Raw genomic sequence first — 15825 nt, 5'->3', positions numbered from 1 at the left:
ACGGCCCTCTGGGAACGCTCCCAGAGGGGTCCGCCGTCAGTGTGCACAAGGGAGTGCCGATGTGGGGAAGAGCCGGAAAACGTCCTGCCGCGCTGGCCGTGGCGGGTCTCGCGGTCGCTGCCGGAGTCGTCACGTCGACGACGGCGGTGTCGTCCGCGCGTGAGACGAGCGCCGCGTTCGCCTGCCGCGTCACCTACTCGGCCAACGACTGGGGAAGCGGTTTCAGCGCCACGGTCGGGATCGCCAACGTCGGCTCCGCGGCGGCCGACGGCTGGACGCTGACCTACTCCTACGCCGGGAACCAGACCCTCCAGCAGGGCTGGATGGGCACGTGGACGCAGTCCGGCAAGCAGGTCACCGTGACCAACGCGAGCTGGAACGGCACCATCCCGGCCGGCGGCTCGGTCAGCACCGGCGCGAACTTCTCCTACAGCGGCACCAACACCACGCCCACGGACTTCGCGGTCAACGGCGCCGCGTGCACCGGAACCCCGCCGACCACGGCGACCACCCCCATCACCAAGCCGACGAGCACGACACCGGCCACGACCACCACCACGCCACCCCCGCCGGGCCCGGCACCGGCGTTGCACGTCTCGGGCAACAAGCTGCTCACCGCCGACGGGAAGACCTACCGGCTGCTCGGCGTCAACCGGGCCAGCGGCGAGTTCGCCTGCGTGCAGGGCAAGGGGATGTGGGACAGCGGCCCGGTCGACCAGGCTTCGGTCGACGCGATGAAGGCGTGGAACATCCACGCGGTGCGGATCCCGCTGAACGAGGACTGCTGGCTCGGCCTGTCCGGCTCGCCCAGCGGCGCGCCGTACCAGCAGGCGGTCAAGGACTACGCGAACCTGCTGGTGGCCAACGGGATCAACCCGATCCTCGACCTGCACTGGACGCACGGCCAGTACACGGGGACCTCGTCGGCGTGCACCGACGTCAACGCCACCTGCCAGAAGCCGATGCCCGACCGGCAGTACACGCCGACGTTCTGGAGCCAGGTCGCGACCGCGTTCAAGGGCGACAACGCCGTGGTGTTCGACTTGTTCAACGAGCCCTACCCGGACGCGGCGGCCAACTGGTCCGACGCGGCCGCGGCGTGGCGGTGCCTGCGCGACGGCGGCACCTGCACCGGGATCGGCTATGCGGTCGCGGGGATGCAGGAGCTGGTCGACGCGGTCCGGGCCACCGGTGCCGGGAACGTGGTGATGACCGGCGGCCTGACGTGGACCAACGACCTCACGCAGTGGCTGACCTACAAGCCGGTGGACCCGGCGGGCAACCTGGTGGCGTCCTGGCACTCGTACAACTTCAACGCCTGCATCACGGTGTCCTGCTGGGACAGTCAGATCGGGACGGTCGCGGCCCAGGTCCCGGTGCAGGCGGGCGAGATCGGGCAGAACAGCTGTGCCCACGACTACATCGACCAGGTGATGGCCTGGCTCGACGCGCACAACCTCGGCTACACGGCCTGGACGTGGAACCCGTGGGGCTGCAGCGGCGGCAACGTGCTGATCGAGGACTACAGCGGCACGCCGACCAAGACCTACGGCGAGGGCTTCCGGGCCCACTTGCTCGCCGTCCACCCCTGAGGCACGCCAGGGGCTGCCTTGGCGGGTCCCGGTGCAGTGAATGACTCATTCCTGGCGTCGAACGCCGGGAATGAGTCATTCACTGCGTTCGGTCCCGCGGTGTGCTGAGACAGGGACCGGGTGCGGCGCTCGCGGCCCCCGCTCGTCCGTGCGAGTCTCTTGGGCGGACCCGTCCGCTCGCCTGCACCGGGAGACTCCATGGGCAAGTTCCTGCTCACCGCGCTGCTGGCGGCCTTCGCGTTGGCGCCGTCGCCGTCCGCCGGTGGGGGCGCGCCCCGAGGCGGTGATCCGTTCGGCCCGGAGCTGCGGGCGCGGATCGCGCGGGCGCAGGCCTACGCCGACAGCCGGCCGGGGGTGACCGGGATCGTCCTGCGGGACCGGTGGACCGGTGCCGTCCACCGCAGCGCCGCCGCCGGCACGCTGATCTGGGCCTGCTCGACTCCCAAGCTGGCCATGGCCGTCGACCTGCTGCTGCGCGAGGACGCCGGCGCGATCACGTTGACCGCCCAAGATCGCGATCTGATGCACCGGATGCTCCATTCGAGTGACGACGGGGCGGCCCACGCGTTGTGGACCCGTTATGGAGGCGAAGCGGAATTCGGTCGCCGTTTTCCGGCATACGGAATGACCGACATGCGGTTCAGTGATCACCACCCGCACCACTGGGGCTGGATCCTCACCACGGCCGACGACCTGGACCGGTTGATCGAATACGTCCTGACCCGCCTGCCTGCCCGGCACCGGGACTACCTCGTCGGGGAACTGCGCACCGTGGACGCCAACCAGCAGTGGGGCGTCTGGGGCGCCGGGCCCGCCGCCCGGCCCGGGAACAAGAACGGCTGGTCGGACGACAACGACGACGGCTCCTGGATCATGAACTCCGTCGGTTTCGCGGGCCCGGACGAGCGGTACACCCTCGCCCTGATGAACGACACCCGGGTGATCTCCGGCGGCGACGAGGTCGGCAAGGAGACCACCACGAAGATCGCCGAAATCCTGTTCGGCGGGTATTTCGGCGCCTGAAATCTGGGCCTCTTTCAGGGGATTTCCGCGCAGATTCGTGCTTATGGGGGCACCGGTGTAGCCCACTGTGAGGTTTGTGTATGCTGCCATTCGCTTGACCGGGTGATCACTCACCCGAATCAGTGGCCGACGTGGTCGGGGATCGTGATCCCACGCGGCCCCTAACGGCGTGGTTCGGGCTCGGATAGGAGAGTTATGCAGGTCAGGTCAGCTTTCGCGCGTGGCGGGATCGCGGTGCTCGCCGCGGCCGCCGCGGTCATGGTCAGCGCCCCGTCCGCCCTCGCGGACGGCGCCGCGCGTGGCCGGATCGACGAAGCCACGTCCAAGCGCGTCTACCGGGTGAACACCGACCAAGGTGACCCCTACGCCAAGCTGTTCGGCTTCAAGCTGTCGGACGGCAAGTCGCTCAAGCTCTACTGCGTGGAGTTCAGCACCCACGCCTACGACGACGTCGACATGGTCGAGACGGCCTGGAACAAGTACCCGGACGCCGGCTCACCGTTCGTCAAGAACAGCGCCAAGCTCAACTGGGTGCTGCACCACGGCTACCCGGCCCTCGACCTCGACGCGGTGGCGGCGGAGCTCGCCAAGCAGGGTGTCAAGGTCCACGACGGCCTGACCGAGGCCGAGGCGATCACCGGGACGCAGGCCGCGGTGTGGCACTTCAGCGACGGCGTGAACCTCAACCTGCAGAAGCCGCTGGCCGAGGACAACCCGGCCGAGACCAACGCCGACGTCGCCGCGCTGTACAGCTACCTGATCGGCGACCAGAACACCGGCATCGGCGCGCAGCCGAAGCCGGCTCTCGACATCGCGGGCCCGAAGACCGAGGGCAAGGCCGGCACCAAGATCGGCCCGTTCCAGGTCGCCACGAACGGCACGGTCACGTCGCTGACCAGCCAGCTGCCCGACGGCGTCAAGGTCACCGACGCCGACGGCAAGGAGCTGAAGGCCGCCGACGTCAAGGACGGCAGCAAGCTGTTCGTCGACGTCCCGGCCGGCACCAAGCCGGGCAACGGTTCGTTTTCGCTGAAGGCCACCGGCGAGGTGGACACCGGCCGGCTGTTCGTCGCGGAGAACTACGCGAAGCGGCCGTCGCAGTCGCTGATCGTCGCCGACTCGGAGAAGGCCGAGGTGGCCGCGAAGGCGACCGCGAGCTGGTCCGAGACGCCCGCGACCCCCACCCCGACCACGGCGCCGAGCACGCCCGGCGGCGCTCCCTCCGGTGGCGGCGAGCTGGCCAACACCGGTGTCGACGCCGCGGTTCCGTTCGGCATCGGCGGCCTGCTGCTCGGCGGCGGCGCGCTGATGCTGCTGGTGAACCGGCGCCGCAGCCGCGCGTGACGCAGTAGCTCCGGACGGGGCCGGTCCACTGTGGACCGGCCTCGTTCTGCTGTCCGGCACCCGACGATCGGATTGCGATCATCGGGGCGAAACCGGCGAATCGCCGATAAATTGGTCTAGACTTCTCGGCCATGCGCGGTACGACCGTTCCGCCGGGGACGCCCTGCAGGACCCCGCGGCCGGGTGAGCTGCCGATGCACCGGCTGGAGGTCCCCGCTCCGCACGCACCCCCGTTCGCCGTCGGCACGTTCGACGCGCTCGGGCCGCTGTCGCGCGCGGACTTCCCGCACCGGCACACCTTCCACGAGCTCGTGCACGTCACCGGCGGCACCGGCGCGCACGTCGTCGACACCGCCCGCTGGCCGCTGCGGCCGCCGCACTTCGGCGTGATCGCGCCCGGGCAGGTGCACCAGTGGGCCGGCGTCCGCGGCCTCACCGGGCACGTCGTGCTGTTCACCGACGACTTCCTCCTCGACCACCCGGCCGACCGCGAGCTCCTGCGGCGGCTGAGCGAACGGCCGTGGCTGCACCTGGACGACCACGCCGACGCGCGGGTCGCGCGGCTGATCGCCGATCTGGAGGACGAGTACCGCCGCGGCGGTGCCGGCACGGAGTCGGTGCTGCGCGCGCTGGTGCACGTCCTGATCGTGCGGGCGGGACGGCTGCTGGGCACCCCGCCGCCCGCCCCCGCCGGCGCGGTGGCGGCGGAGTTCGTCCGGCTCGCCGGCCGCGCCGAGCCGGGGCTGTGGTCGGTGCGAGCGCACGCGGAACGCCTCGGCGTCACCGCCGGCCACCTCACCGAGGCGGTCAAGGCCGCGACCGGCCGCACCGCCGCGCAGCTGCTGCGCGAGGCCAGGACCCGGGAGGCGCAACGGTTCCTGCTCCGGACGGACCTCACCGTCCGGCAGGTCGCGAGCCGGGTCGGGTTCGCCGACCCCGCCTACTTCTGCCGGTTCTTCCGCCGCGAGACCGGGATGAGTCCCGGCGCCTTCCGGCGCGGCGGGGAGAAGCACCACGACTGACCGATCCAGTCCATCGCCGCCCGCCCGGTGCGCTGCCTACGTTCGAGGGGATCCCCGAGCCCCCACGAGGAGCAGCCATGGACGACGAAACCAAGCTCAGCCGCAAGACGGTGCTCAAGGCCGCGCTCGCCGCGGGTGTCGCGGCGCCGGTCGCGCTGATCGGCGGCCCGGCGCTGGCCCGCGCGAACGCCGTCGGCGGCACCGCACCGGAGCTGACCCCGGCGTGCCACGACGACGACGATCCGACGATCGAGCAGACCGAGGGCCCGTACTTCAAGCCGAACTCACCGGAACGGACCAACCTCGTCACGCCCGGCACCCCGGGCACCCGGCTGACCGTGACCGGGTACGTCTTCGGGCGGGCCTGCCTGCCGATCGGCCGCGCGCTGCTGGACTTCTGGCAGGCCGACGTCAACGGCGCCTACGACAACACCGGCTACACCTTCCGCGGGCACCAGTACACCGACGCCCAGGGCGCGTTCACGCTGTCCACGATCGTGCCGGGCCTCTACCCCGGCCGGACCCGGCACATCCACGTGAAGGTGCAGGCACCCGGCCGTCCGGTGCTGACCACGCAGCTCTACTTCCCCGGCGAACCCCGCAACAACACCGACACGATCTTCGACGCGCGGCTGCTGATGACCGTGCGCGACAACGGCTCCGCGAAGGAGGCCGCCTTCGACTTCGTGCTCGACGTCGCCCAGACGCCGACGTCGACGCGGCCCACGCCGACCTCCTCCACACCACCCGGGGGCACTTCCTGGGCGGTGGGGACCGCGTACACGGCGGGCATCCGGGTCACCTACGGCGGCCGCGGATACGTCTGCCTGCAGGCCCACACCGCGCAGCCGGGCTGGGAACCCCCGGCCGTCCCGGCGCTGTGGCGGGCGGAGTGACACCCCGCTGACCGGCCCGCGCACTTCAGGGGTCGACGCCGTCCGGGTGGCCTGCCAGATTGGGCCCATGACGATTTCCCTCGACGCCGCGGCGTGGGTCCGGCGCTTCCACCCGGCGCCGTCGGCCTCGGCCCGGCTCGTGTGCTTCCCGCACGCCGGGGGAGCGGCGAGCTACTACCACCCCGTGTCGGCGGCGCTGGCGCCCGCCGTGGAGGTGCTGGCCGTGCAGTACCCGGGGCGGCAGGACCGGTACGCCGAAGCCCCGGTGGACGACCTGTTCGTGCTCGCCGACCGGCTGGCGGACGTGCTCGCCCCGGAGACCACCGGGCCGGTGGCGTTCTTCGGCCACAGCATGGGCGCCAGCCTGGCCTTCGAGGTCGCGCGGCGGCTCGAAGCCCGGGGCACGAAACTGCTCACCCTGTTCGTCTCCGGCCGCCGCGGGCCGACGGCGGACCACGGCGAGCGGGTCCACGACAAGGGCGACGAGGAGCTGCTGGCCGAGGTCAAGCGGCTCGGCGGCACCGACGCGGCGGTGCTGGACGACGAAGACATCCGCACCCTCGTGCTGCCCGCGCTGCGCAGCGACTACAAGGCCGCCGAGCTCTACCACTACCGCCCGGGCCCGGACGTCGGCTGCCCGGTCGTGGCGCTGATCGGCGACCGGGACCCCAAGGTCACCGAGGCCGACGCGCGGTTGTGGGCGGAGCGGACGTCCGGTGACTTCGAGCTGAAGACGTACCCGGGCGGCCACTTCTACCTGACCGACCACGTTCCGGCGATCGTCCGGCTGATCGCCGGACGGCTCGCCGGCTGAGCGGGGCGGGCGGGCGCACCCCCGCCCGCCCCGCCGGTTCAGCAGTACAGGTTGGCGCCCGGGTCGACACCCAGGATCGACGTGATCTGGCGGTACTTCGAGACGCGGCTCTCGACCTGGGCGGGGTTGCCGCCGTTGCATTCGATCGAGCCGTTGATGCTGCGGATGGTCTCGCCGAACCCGCGGCCGTTGACCATGGCGTTGTGCGGGGTCATGGTGCCGGGGCCGCTCTGGGTGTTCCAGTACCAAAGCCCGGTCTTCCAGGCGACCGCCGCGTTCTGCTCGACCTGCCAGGGGTTGCCGAGCAGGTCGATGCCGAGCGCGTCACCGGCGGCCTTGTAGTTGAAGTTCCAGCTGAGCTGGATCGGGCCGCGGCCGTAGTAGGCGGACTGGCCGGCGGGGCAGCCGTAGGGCTGGTTCCAGTCGCAGTAGTGCGGGTAGTTGGCGGTGTTCTGCTCGACGATGTAGACGAGCCCGCCGGTTTCGTGGTTGACGTTGGCCAGGAAGGCCGCGGCTTCCTGCTTCTTGACCGTGTCGCTGCCGGTGTTCGCGAAGCCGGGGTAGGCCGACAGGGCCGCGGTCAGGCCGCTGTAGGTGTAGAAGGAGTTGCGGCCGGGGAAGATCTGGTTGAACTGCGCTTCGCTGACCACGAACGCACCGGGGTTGCCCGGGTTGCCGGGGTCCGTGCCGCCGCCGCAGTTGAAGGGCTCCCAGTACCAGGTGCTGATCACGGGGTCGTAGCCCGGGTTGGCGTTCTTGGCGCGGTAGTAGCCGCCGTTGGTGTAGCGGACGATCGCGCCGACGTCGTACCACTGGCCCGCGACCCAGTTCGAGTAGCTGCAGGTGGTCCCGCCGCCGCCGTCACAGCTGTAGGGCTCCCAGTACCAGGTGCTGATGACCGGGTCGTAGCCCGGGTTGGCGTTCTTGGCGCGGTAGTAGCCGCCGTTGGCGTACCGCACGACGGCGCCGACGTCGTACCACTGCCCGGCGACCCAGTTCGGTGCACTGCACGCGGCGGCGGCCGCCTGCGAGGCGTGCCCGGTGACGGCGGGCACGCCGAAGACGAGCCCGGCAACGGCGGCGACAGCGGACAGGATCGCGACAAGACGTCTTCTCAAGACTCGCTCACTCCTTCGGCCACGACGGAACGCGGGCGCGCAGGCGCCCGGCGTCGCAGGTGGGTGTGCTCATCCGGCCGAGACGAGGGGGACACCGGTCACTAGAGCAGATTGGTCTAGTCCAGTCAAGAATGCCCGGCGTCGCGGGCAGAGGGTGTGCGCGAACGTTCCCTTCCGGTGAACCGCCGGCGCCTCCCGGTACGTTCACAGGGGACGGCGTGCGGCGAAGGGGCGGCCGTGCCGCGGGCGGGCGACGCGGCACCGAAAGCCGCGTGGCCCGCCCGGCACGTCACCGCGCCTGCGGAATCCTCACCTGCGCGGCCGGGGCGGCGTGCAGGATGCGCTGCAGCCTGGCCCGGCCCAGCCGGTGGAGCATCTCCCCGAGCTCCTCCGGCGCGATGCTGCCCTCGAGGTCGAGCCGCGTCGTCCGGACGACGCGGTCGATCTCCGATGCGGGGAGACGCCCCGCGAACTCCCCGGCCAGCCACACCCCGACCTCGTCCACGACGTCGTCCGCCCGGTGGCTCCGTACGGTCATCGCTCTCCTCGTTTCGGATCGCCTTCTTGCCCAGGTCGAAGCCGGTAAATCCCGGTCCGACGCCAGTCCGACGAGCGAGTCCGGGAGCCATGACGCCGAATCGGCGAACTTGGTGGCACAAAAGCTTTCCGTGTTCGGACGGGTGAGGTGCGTGACCATTGCCGTCACTCACATGGGCTGTTCGCCTTCCGAAGTTGTCGGCCGTTCGGGTAGAAATCCGCGGAACTCCGCCGGCAGCGCGTCCGCCTCAGGACCCTGGAGACGTCGGACAGTGCGGGCGTTCCTCGCGGAACGCGGAACGGAGACGCGATCCATGGGCCGGTACGACCGGACCGACCTCGGGGCGTACAGCCTGGGGTTGCTCGAGGCCGCCGAGGCGGCGCGGGTCGAGCGGCACCTTGCGGCGTGCCCGGACTGCCGCGAGGAGGTCCGGGGGTTCGAAGCCGTCCGCGGCATGCTCGACCACCTGGTCCAGCCAAGTCCACTGAGGACAGACCAGCGCCCCGGCAACCCCCTGCCGTCCTGCCCTGACCTCGGCGGACCCGGCCGCTCGGCGTCCTTCAGCGAGACGCGGCGGCCTTGACGGTCCGCAGCACGGGCGCCGTCTCCAGCGTCCGGATGGCGTCCAGCGCCCCGAGCCGGTGCGTCAGGTAGTGGTGCAGCGCGGCCGCGTCCGGGCACAGCGCCTGCGCGACCAGGTTCGCGGGCCCCGTCGTCGCGGCGACGAGCGCGAGTTCCGGGTGGGTCGCCAGCGTCCGGGCCACCCGGTCCAGCCGGGCCGGGGCCACCGCCATCCAGAGCAGCGCCTGCGTCGTCGCGCCCAGCGGTTCCGGGTCGATTTCCAGGTCGAAGAACACGGTGCCGCCCGCCTGCAGGTCAGCCAGGCGGCGCGCGACCGTCGCGGCCGACCAGCCGGTGGCCGCCGCCAGTTCGGCCAGGCTCGCGCGGCCGTCACGCTGCAGGGCGGCCATCAGGGCGTCGTCGTCGCCGGTCAGCGGCTTGCCCGGGCCGGTGTGCACCGGGGTGAGGGCCGCGATCTGCGCTGCGTCGAGGGCGTTCGCCCGGCCGAGCCACGCCGTCGGGCCGCCGAAGTAGCGGTGCAGCAGCTGGTGCGCCGAGACCGCCGTGATGCTCGCCGTGCGCGGGATGTCCCGCAGCAGCAGCGCGTGGTCGCTCGCGGCCGGCGTGTGCACGTTCACGCAGATCTCCGTACCGCCGGACATCAGCTTGATCCACGCCGTGTCGGCGCGGCGCGCGAGCGCCTGGGCGAGGTCTTGGGCGGTGTGCGGCGTCGCGGTCAGGCGGACCATCCACTCGGCCTGCCCGGCCCGCTGCGGATCCGGCAGGCCGACGACGCGCAGCGACGCCTCGCTCCGCAGGCGTCGGTAGCGCCGCGCCACCGTCTGCGTCGAGACCCCGAGGACATCGCCGATCTTCGTGAACGGCGCCCGGCCGTCGACGTGGAGTGCGTGGATCAACGCGCGGTCCACGGCGTCCAGGGTGGTCATATCCCTCATTGAACCGCAACTAACGGAAGAAATTCGCTAAAGATCGTCGATAGCTGGAACAAGGAGTGGCCGGGTCGTCAGGGTGGGCGCCGAACGAAAGGAGGCACCCCGTGCCGACCATGACGCACTCCCGCCGGCGGTGGGCCGCACTGGCCGTGCTGCTCGCCGCCGAGGCGATGAACCTGCTCGACGCCACCATCGTGCAGGTCGCCGGCCCGGCCATCCACGCGGGCCTGCCCGGCCCGGCCGCCGACGTCCCGTGGTTCAGCGCGGCCTACACGCTGCCGTTCGCCGCCTTCCTCGTCACCGGCGGCCGTCTCGGCGACGTCTTCGGCCGGGCCAGGGTGTTCAAGCTCGGCGTGGCGGGCTTCGTGCTCGCGTCGCTGGCCTGCGCGACCGCTCCGCACGCCGCCCTGCTGATCGGAGCCCGGGCGGTGCAGGGCGCGGCGGCCGCGCTGATCGTCCCGCAGACCATCGGCCTCATCCGCGCCCTCTTCGACGGCGGCGAACTCGCGAAGGCGCTGGGCAGCATCGGGCCGGTGATGGGCCTGTCCGCGGTCACCGGGCCGCTGCTCGGCGGGCTGCTGACGCAGGCCGTGTCGTGGCGGGCGGTGTTCCTGGTGAACGTGCCGCTGGGGCTGGCGGTGTTCTTCGGCGCGCGGCTGCTGCGGGAGGACCGCGCCGCCACTCGGCCCCGGCTCGACGTCACCGGGACGCTGCTCGTCGTCGCCGGCGCCGGGCTGCTCGTCCACCCGCTGATCGATCCCGCGGGGCCGAACCCGGCCCTGCTCGCGGCCGGGGCCGCGCTGCTGGTCGTGTTCGGCTTCCAGCAGCGCCGCGCGGCCGCGCCACTGGTCGAGCGGAGCCTGTTCACCCACCGCGGGTTCCCGGCGGCGCTCGCCGGCTCGCTGCTGTTCTTCGCGGTGATGACGGGCCTGATGCAGGTCGTGCCGATGCAGCTCCAGCTCGGGCTGGGCGCCGACGTCCGCACCGCCGGCCTGACGCTGCTGCCGCTCTCGGCCGGGCTCGCGGTGTCGTCGTCTCTCGCCGGTGCCCGGCTGGTGCCGAAGTTCGGCTCCCGCGTCATGTTCGGCGGGCTGGCGTTGCTGACGGCGGGCATTCTCGCCGCGCTCGGCCTCGGTCCGGGCGCGTACCCGTGGGCCCTGGCCCTGTGCGGGCTCGGGATGGGAACGTTCACAGTCCCGTTCTTCACCGCGGCGCTGGAGCGGGTCCGGCCGCACGAGACGGGCTCGGCGGCCGGGCTGCTCAACGCGGTCCAGCAGCTCGGCGGCACCCTCGGCGTCGCCCTCCTCGGCGGCCTCTACCTCGGCACCGGCACGGCGACCGCGGCCCTGGCCCTGGCGGCCGCGCTCGCGGTGGCCGCCGCGGTGGCGGTGCTCCCCCTGACGAGCTCGGTCAGTAGTCGTCGCGGCCGGTGAACTGCTGTTCCAGCAGCTCGGCCGCGCCGGCGACCAGCTCGAGCGGGTCGGTGAACTCGTTGATGTCGAGGTTGATCAGCGGCAGCGAATGGCGGAGGACGATGTGCTCGCCCATCACCGCCAGGCCGCCCACCACGATCGCGTCGCCGACCTCGGTGAGCACCTCGAGGAGGTCGACCTCCTCGTGCCGGGCGAACGGCGTGGCGATCTGCACCCAGTCCTCGCGCTGGTCGAGGATCTCGCGGGCGATCACGACGATCTGGGCCCGCTGTTCGGTGTCGGGGTCGTCGCCGAACACCAGGCGGATGCGCAGCTCGTCGGGCTCGTCGCGCACCACCCGGTACGACTGCCTGATGTACGCGACCAGATCGCCCCACTCCGCCACGGTTGCTCCGTTCTCGTGCCTGTCCGGACGCTCAGCGTAGCGATCAGGCGGTGCCGATCCGGTCCAGATCGGCGAGAACGTCCGCGGGCAGTTCGAGATCGGCGGCGGCCAGGTTCTCCCGCAGGTGCCCGGGCGACGACGTCCCGGGGATCAGCAGCATCGACGGCGACCGCTGCAGCAGCCAGGCGAGCGCGACCTGCATCGGCGTGGCCCCGACCCGGGCGGCGCAGTCGTCGAGCAGACCCGACTGCAGCGGGCTGAACCCGCCCAGCGGGAAGTAGGGCACGAAGGCGATCCCCTCGGCGGCGCACTTGTCGACGAGGGGATCGTTCTCGCGGTGGGCCAGGTTGTACTGGTTCTGCACGCAGACGACGGGCGCGATCGCCCTCGCTTCGTCGAGCTGCTCGGCGCTGACGTGGCTGACGCCGAGGTGCCGGATCAGCCCCTGCTCCCGCAGCTCGGCCAGCACCCCGAACGGTTCGGCGAGCGACATCGGCACGGGGTAGTCGCCGGCGGCGTTGCTGAGCCGCAGGTTGACCACGTCGAGCGCGTCGACGCCGAGGTTCCGCAGGTTGTCGTGCACGGCCTCGGTGAGGTCCGCGGCCGACAGCGCGGGCGGCCAGCCCTTGTCCGCGCTCCGCCGCGCCCCGACCTTCGTCACGATGACGAGTGATTCGGGGTACGGGTGCAGGGCTTCCTTGATCAGCGCGTTGACGGTGTGCGGCCCGTAGTAGTCGCTGGTGTCGAGGTGGGTGACCCCGCGTTCGACGGCTTCCCGCAGCACCGCGACGGCGGTGTCGTGGTCCTTCGGCGGCCCCCAGACACCGGGCCCGGCCAGTTGCATGGCGCCGTAACCCATGCGCGTGACGGGAAGTTCGCCGCCGAGGGTGAAGGTGCCGCCGAGATCCGCCATGCCGCTCCTCGCTCCGGGTGCCGTCACGAAAAGTCTAGGTCCGGCCGCGGAAATCAGCAGAGCCCCTTGCCGCCCAGCACTCGCTTGACCGACTCCTGCACCCGTGCCGGGGGCAGCTCCCCGCTCCGCACGGCCTCGACCAGCCGGTCCAGCACCTCGTCGACCCGGCCACCGGACGACCACAGCGCCTGGTCCGCGCCGGCCTGCAGCGCCTTCAGCACCGCTTCCGGCAGCGGGTACTGGGCGGTGATCGCCTTCATCGCGCCGAGGTCGTCGGTCAGCACCGGCCCGCCGAACGCGAACTCGCCGCGCAGCAGCCGGTAGGCGGCCGGCGAGAGGGACGCCGGGACGCCGTCGGTCAGGCCGGGGACGTCGAGGTGGCCGACCATGACCGCGACCGGGCCGTAGTCGGCGATGCCCTGGTACGGAACCAGGTCGACCGCGCGCAGCTCGCCGAGCGGCGGCGTCACGACGGTGCCCTTGTGGGAGTCGCCCGAGCCGTGGCCGTGGCCGGGGAAGTGCTTCAGCACCGGCTGGATCCCCGCGTCGCGCAGGCCCGCCGCAAACGCTTTCGCGTACGTCTTCACCCGGGCCGGGTCGGAGCTGAACGACCGGTCGCCGATCACGTCGTCGTCCGGGGCGCCGGTGACGTCGGTGTCCGGGGCGAAGTCCACGGTCACCCCGCGGGCGCGCAGCTGGCGCCCCCGCTCGGCGGCCAGCGCGCGGACCTCGTCCGGCGACTTCGTCGCGGCCATCGTCCGAGCCGAGGGCAGGTCGCCGTCGAGGTCGTCGATGCGCTGGACGCGGCCGCCCTCTTCGTCGACCGACACCGCCACCGGCACCTTGGCCACGGCCTGGACGGCGGCCAGCGAGCGGTCCTTCAACAACGCCGTCGCGTTGCCCCCGACGAAGATCCCGCCCACCTGGTGGTCGCGCACCAAGGACACCGTGGCGGCCGGGTTGTCGCCGGAAACGCCCACGACGACCAGCTGCGCGACCTGCGCGCGGACGTCCAGCCCGGCCGCCAGGGAAGCGCAGTCGCCCGGTCGCGCGAGCCGGGACGTCGGCGCCGGAGCGGCGGGCGGGGGAGTCACCGGAACGGGAACCGGCCGATCGGATGTCCGGGGGACCGCCAGCCCGGCCACGGTCCGCGGTGGCAGCCCCGCGACCAGCGAACATCCGGCTACGACGGCGAACACCACCCCGAAGGCGGCGAGAAATCGGCGGTTCATCGGTCCCTTCACTCGTTCGTGTCTGCCCCCGACCGTAGTCGACGCCCGAACTTCACGGCGTGAAGAAGGGTCCGGCCGCCGCTAGAGAATTCGTGAAGGCGCCCTCAGCAGACTGGCCGGAGTCAGGTTTCGTCGTGGGCGGAGGAGGGTTCGATGGACCAGGTGCGAGTGGCGGCGTGGGCGTCGGACCCGATTGCCCTGACCGGGCTGATCAACCACCTGAAGTCCCGCCCCGAGCTGCTGGTCCTGCCGCGTGCCCGCCGGGGTGAGGCGGCGGTGCTGGTGTTCGCCGTCGGAGAGGTCGACCGGGAGGCCGTGGCCGCGCTGCGGGCCGCGGCCGCCGAGTCGCCGGCCGCGATCGTGCTGGTCGCCGGGCACGTCGATCCGGCGCACGTCGGCCTGCTCGCCGACTGTCACGTCTCGGCCGTGCTGCCGCGGACCGGGCTGGACCGGCTCACCGCGAACGTGCTCGCCGCGGCGCGGGGCCGCTCCTCCTCGCTGCGCGAGCAGGTCGAGGCCCTCGCCGGCGAAACTTCCGGGACGGCACTCACGCCGCGCGAGGTGGATGTGCTTCGCCTGATGGCCGAAGGCTGGGACACTGCCGAGATCGCGGGCAAGCTCTGCTACTCGGAGCGGACCGTGAAGAACGTCATCTACGCCATGACCAACCGGCTCAACCTGCGCAACCGGCCGCACGCGGTCGCCTACGCCGTGCGGGCCGGTGTGATCTGAGGAAGCCTGTTGCGAACGATCGTCCGCCGGACCGCCCTTGTGGTCGCCGCGTTGATCCCGCTCGCCGCCTGCACTCCGGGTGACGCCGACGGCAAGACCAAGCTCACCATCGCGACCTTCGGCGAGTTCGGTTACGCGCCCCTGATCGCCGAGTACGAGAAGCTGCACCCGGACATCACGGTGCAGAACCGCGTCACCGACTTCGACACCCACCACAAGGGCCTCGCGACGCAGCTCGCCACCGGGCACGGCGCCGCCGACGTCGTCGCGATCGAAGAGCAGTACATGCCGCAGTACCGGAAGGCGAAGGACAAGTTCGCCGACCTGGCCGGCTACGGCGCCCGCGAGCTCGAAAAGCAGTGGGTGCCGTGGAAGTGGGCACAGGGCACCGACGGCACCTTCGTGCTGGGCCTCGGCACGGACATGGGCAGCCTCGCCCTCTGCTACCGGCGCGACCTGTTCCAGGCCGCGGGCCTGCCGGCCGACCGCGACGAGGTCGCGAAGCTGATGCCCGACTGGGACGCCTACGCGGCCACCGCCGAACGGTTCACGAGCAAGACGCCGAACGTCAAGTTCGCCGACTCCGCCGGCACCGTCTACACGGCGATGCTCAACCAGTCGCCGGAGAACTACTTCTCCCAGCGCGACGACTCCTTCATCGCCGACCGCAACCCGAGCGTGCGCACCGCTTTCTTCCTCTCCGGCGGCCTCGCCGCGAAGGGGCAGACCGCGGCGGCGACCACGTTCACCCAGGCGTGGAACGTGGCGATCAAGCAGGGCTCCTTCGCCACCGTCGCCTGTCCCGCGTGGATGCTCAGCCAGATCAAGGAAGCCGGTGGCGACGCCAACCGCGGCAAGTGGGACGTCACCACCGTTCCCGGCCGCAGCGGCAACCAGGGCGGGTCGTTCCTCACCGTGCCGAAGCAGGGCGCGCACCAGAAGGAGGCGTACGAGCTCGCCCGCTGGCTGACCGCCCCGGAGCAGCAGAAGAAGCTCTTCCTCTCCGACGGCATCCTGCCCAGCGAGCCCGTCGTGTACGAGGATCCGGAGGTCGTCGCGCACACCGACCCGTACTTCGGCGACGCGCCGACCGGGCGGATCTTCGCCGCTTCGGCCGACCAGCTGCGCCCGAACTACCGCGGCCTGCGCGACGCCGACGTCCGGCCGGAGTTCGGCCGGGCCCTCGGGCGGATCGAGGAACGGACCGACACCGTCGAACAGGCCTGGGCGAAAGCCGTCCAGCAGGCCCAAGCCGCCCTGAAGTAGCCG

16 protein-coding genes are annotated in these 15825 nt (G+C 71.8%); 10 read left to right on the top strand and 6 right to left on the bottom strand.

Going from position 1 to position 15825, the window contains the following annotated elements; genetic code table 11:
• The first annotated feature begins 59 nt into the window (after positions 1-59).
• The 6 genes from IE317_RS37400 to IE317_RS37375 all read left to right on the top strand — a co-directional run bounded on the left by IE317_RS37400 (position 60) and on the right by IE317_RS37375 (position 6691).
• A complete protein-coding gene (locus IE317_RS37400; RefSeq protein WP_191316093.1) occupies positions 60-1592 on the top strand; it encodes a cellulase family glycosylhydrolase in 1533 nt (510 codons plus the stop codon).
• Between the two features lie 198 nt (positions 1593-1790).
• Positions 1791-2615: a serine hydrolase gene (locus IE317_RS37395; protein ID WP_191316092.1), complete on the top strand. Its 825-nt coding sequence runs from the start codon at positions 1791-1793 to the stop codon at positions 2613-2615.
• Positions 2616-2810: 195 nt separating this feature from the next.
• Positions 2811-3959 (top strand): thioester domain-containing protein, encoded by a 1149-nt coding sequence (locus IE317_RS37390; protein WP_191316091.1) that lies wholly within the window; start codon positions 2811-2813, stop codon positions 3957-3959.
• 194 nt (positions 3960-4153) lie between these two features.
• Positions 4154-4981, top strand: coding sequence for an AraC family transcriptional regulator (locus IE317_RS37385; RefSeq protein WP_308443419.1), 828 nt, complete (start codon positions 4154-4156; stop codon positions 4979-4981).
• Between the two features lie 77 nt (positions 4982-5058).
• The gene (locus tag IE317_RS37380; RefSeq protein ID WP_191316089.1) at positions 5059-5877 is read left to right on the top strand and encodes a dioxygenase family protein; all 819 of its coding nucleotides are present in this window, start codon (positions 5059-5061) and stop codon (positions 5875-5877) included.
• Between the two features lie 67 nt (positions 5878-5944).
• Positions 5945-6691, top strand: a complete 747-nt coding sequence (locus IE317_RS37375) for a thioesterase II family protein (protein WP_191316088.1) — start codon at positions 5945-5947, stop codon at positions 6689-6691.
• 38 nt (positions 6692-6729) lie between these two features.
• Here IE317_RS37375 and IE317_RS37370 read toward each other — a convergent pair whose 3' ends face one another.
• Together IE317_RS37370 and IE317_RS37365 are read right to left on the bottom strand one after the other, a co-directional pair.
• On the bottom strand, positions 6730-7809 hold the full coding sequence (locus tag IE317_RS37370; RefSeq protein ID WP_191316087.1) for a glycoside hydrolase family 19 protein: 1080 nt from the start codon (positions 7807-7809) through the stop codon (positions 6730-6732).
• A 289-nt stretch (positions 7810-8098) separates the two neighbouring features.
• Positions 8099-8347, bottom strand: a complete 249-nt coding sequence (locus IE317_RS37365) for a hypothetical protein (protein ID WP_191316086.1) — start codon at positions 8345-8347, stop codon at positions 8099-8101.
• A gap of 313 nt (positions 8348-8660) precedes the next feature.
• On the opposite strand from IE317_RS37365, the gene IE317_RS44870 reads away from it, so the two are divergent.
• Positions 8661-8930 carry a zf-HC2 domain-containing protein gene (locus IE317_RS44870; protein ID WP_229903119.1) on the top strand — a complete coding sequence of 90 codons (270 nt, stop codon included), beginning with the start codon at positions 8661-8663 and terminating at the stop codon, positions 8928-8930.
• On the opposite strand, the gene IE317_RS37355 is transcribed toward IE317_RS44870, so the two are convergent.
• Complete coding sequence (locus IE317_RS37355) at positions 8908-9855, bottom strand: Lrp/AsnC family transcriptional regulator (RefSeq protein ID WP_191316085.1); 948 nt, start codon at positions 9853-9855, stop codon at positions 8908-8910. The two genes, IE317_RS44870 and IE317_RS37355, sit on opposite strands and share 23 nt — an antisense overlap.
• Positions 9856-9974: 119 nt before the next feature.
• Between IE317_RS37355 and IE317_RS37350 the strand changes: the two genes are divergently transcribed.
• On the top strand, positions 9975-11294 hold the full coding sequence (locus IE317_RS37350; protein WP_444859553.1) for an MFS transporter: 1320 nt from the start codon (positions 9975-9977) through the stop codon (positions 11292-11294).
• Here IE317_RS37350 and IE317_RS37345 read toward each other — a convergent pair.
• The 3 genes from IE317_RS37345 to IE317_RS37335 are packed head-to-tail and all read right to left on the bottom strand — an operon-like array spanning position 11272 to position 13824.
• The gene (locus IE317_RS37345; RefSeq protein WP_191316083.1) at positions 11272-11679 is read right to left on the bottom strand and encodes a hypothetical protein; all 408 of its coding nucleotides are present in this window, start codon (positions 11677-11679) and stop codon (positions 11272-11274) included. The two genes, IE317_RS37350 and IE317_RS37345, sit on opposite strands and share 23 nt — an antisense overlap.
• Positions 11680-11722: 43 nt before the next feature.
• A complete protein-coding gene (locus tag IE317_RS37340; protein ID WP_191316082.1) occupies positions 11723-12592 on the bottom strand; it encodes an oxidoreductase in 870 nt (289 codons plus the stop codon).
• 53 nt (positions 12593-12645) lie between these two features.
• Complete coding sequence (locus IE317_RS37335; RefSeq protein ID WP_229903118.1) at positions 12646-13824, bottom strand: glycoside hydrolase family 3 N-terminal domain-containing protein; 1179 nt, start codon at positions 13822-13824, stop codon at positions 12646-12648.
• 153 nt (positions 13825-13977) lie between these two features.
• Here IE317_RS37335 and IE317_RS37330 point away from each other — a divergent pair, with 153 nt between their 5' ends.
• Together IE317_RS37330 and IE317_RS37325 are read left to right on the top strand one after the other, a co-directional pair.
• A complete protein-coding gene (locus IE317_RS37330) occupies positions 13978-14556 on the top strand; it encodes a helix-turn-helix transcriptional regulator (protein WP_191316081.1) in 579 nt (192 codons plus the stop codon).
• Positions 14557-14565: 9 nt separating this feature from the next.
• Entirely contained in the window at positions 14566-15822 is a 1257-nt protein-coding gene (locus IE317_RS37325) for an ABC transporter substrate-binding protein (protein WP_191316080.1), read from the top strand.
• Positions 15823-15825: the final 3 nt, after the last annotated feature.

Origin of the sequence: Amycolatopsis bullii, assembly GCF_014654205.1 — a bacterium.
GTDB classification, from domain to species: domain Bacteria; phylum Actinomycetota; class Actinomycetes; order Mycobacteriales; family Pseudonocardiaceae; genus Amycolatopsis; species Amycolatopsis plumensis.
This window is presented reverse-complemented; position numbering and strand designations above follow the sequence as displayed.

Excerpts from the sequence above, each read along its gene's own strand:
- IE317_RS37355 (WP_191316085.1), bottom strand. The coding sequence starts at position 9,855 with ATGACCACCCTGGACGCCGTGGACCGCGCGTTGATCCACGCACTCCAC.
- IE317_RS37390 (WP_191316091.1), top strand. The coding sequence starts at position 2,811 with ATGCAGGTCAGGTCAGCTTTCGCGCGTGGCGGGATCGCGGTGCTCGCC.
- IE317_RS37335 (WP_229903118.1), bottom strand. The coding sequence starts at position 13,824 with ATGAACCGCCGATTTCTCGCCGCCTTCGGGGTGGTGTTCGCCGTCGTA.
- IE317_RS37375 (WP_191316088.1), top strand. The coding sequence starts at position 5,945 with ATGACGATTTCCCTCGACGCCGCGGCGTGGGTCCGGCGCTTCCACCCG.
- IE317_RS37400 (WP_191316093.1), top strand. The coding sequence starts at position 60 with ATGTGGGGAAGAGCCGGAAAACGTCCTGCCGCGCTGGCCGTGGCGGGT.
- IE317_RS37350 (WP_444859553.1), top strand. The coding sequence starts at position 9,975 with ATGACGCACTCCCGCCGGCGGTGGGCCGCACTGGCCGTGCTGCTCGCC.
- IE317_RS37395 (WP_191316092.1), top strand. The coding sequence starts at position 1,791 with ATGGGCAAGTTCCTGCTCACCGCGCTGCTGGCGGCCTTCGCGTTGGCG.
- IE317_RS37340 (WP_191316082.1), bottom strand. The coding sequence starts at position 12,592 with ATGGCGGATCTCGGCGGCACCTTCACCCTCGGCGGCGAACTTCCCGTC.
- IE317_RS37385 (WP_308443419.1), top strand. The coding sequence starts at position 4,154 with ATGCACCGGCTGGAGGTCCCCGCTCCGCACGCACCCCCGTTCGCCGTC.
- IE317_RS37365 (WP_191316086.1), bottom strand. The coding sequence starts at position 8,347 with ATGACCGTACGGAGCCACCGGGCGGACGACGTCGTGGACGAGGTCGGG.
- IE317_RS37380 (WP_191316089.1), top strand. The coding sequence starts at position 5,059 with ATGGACGACGAAACCAAGCTCAGCCGCAAGACGGTGCTCAAGGCCGCG.
- IE317_RS37330 (WP_191316081.1), top strand. The coding sequence starts at position 13,978 with ATGGACCAGGTGCGAGTGGCGGCGTGGGCGTCGGACCCGATTGCCCTG.
- IE317_RS44870 (WP_229903119.1), top strand. The coding sequence starts at position 8,661 with ATGGGCCGGTACGACCGGACCGACCTCGGGGCGTACAGCCTGGGGTTG.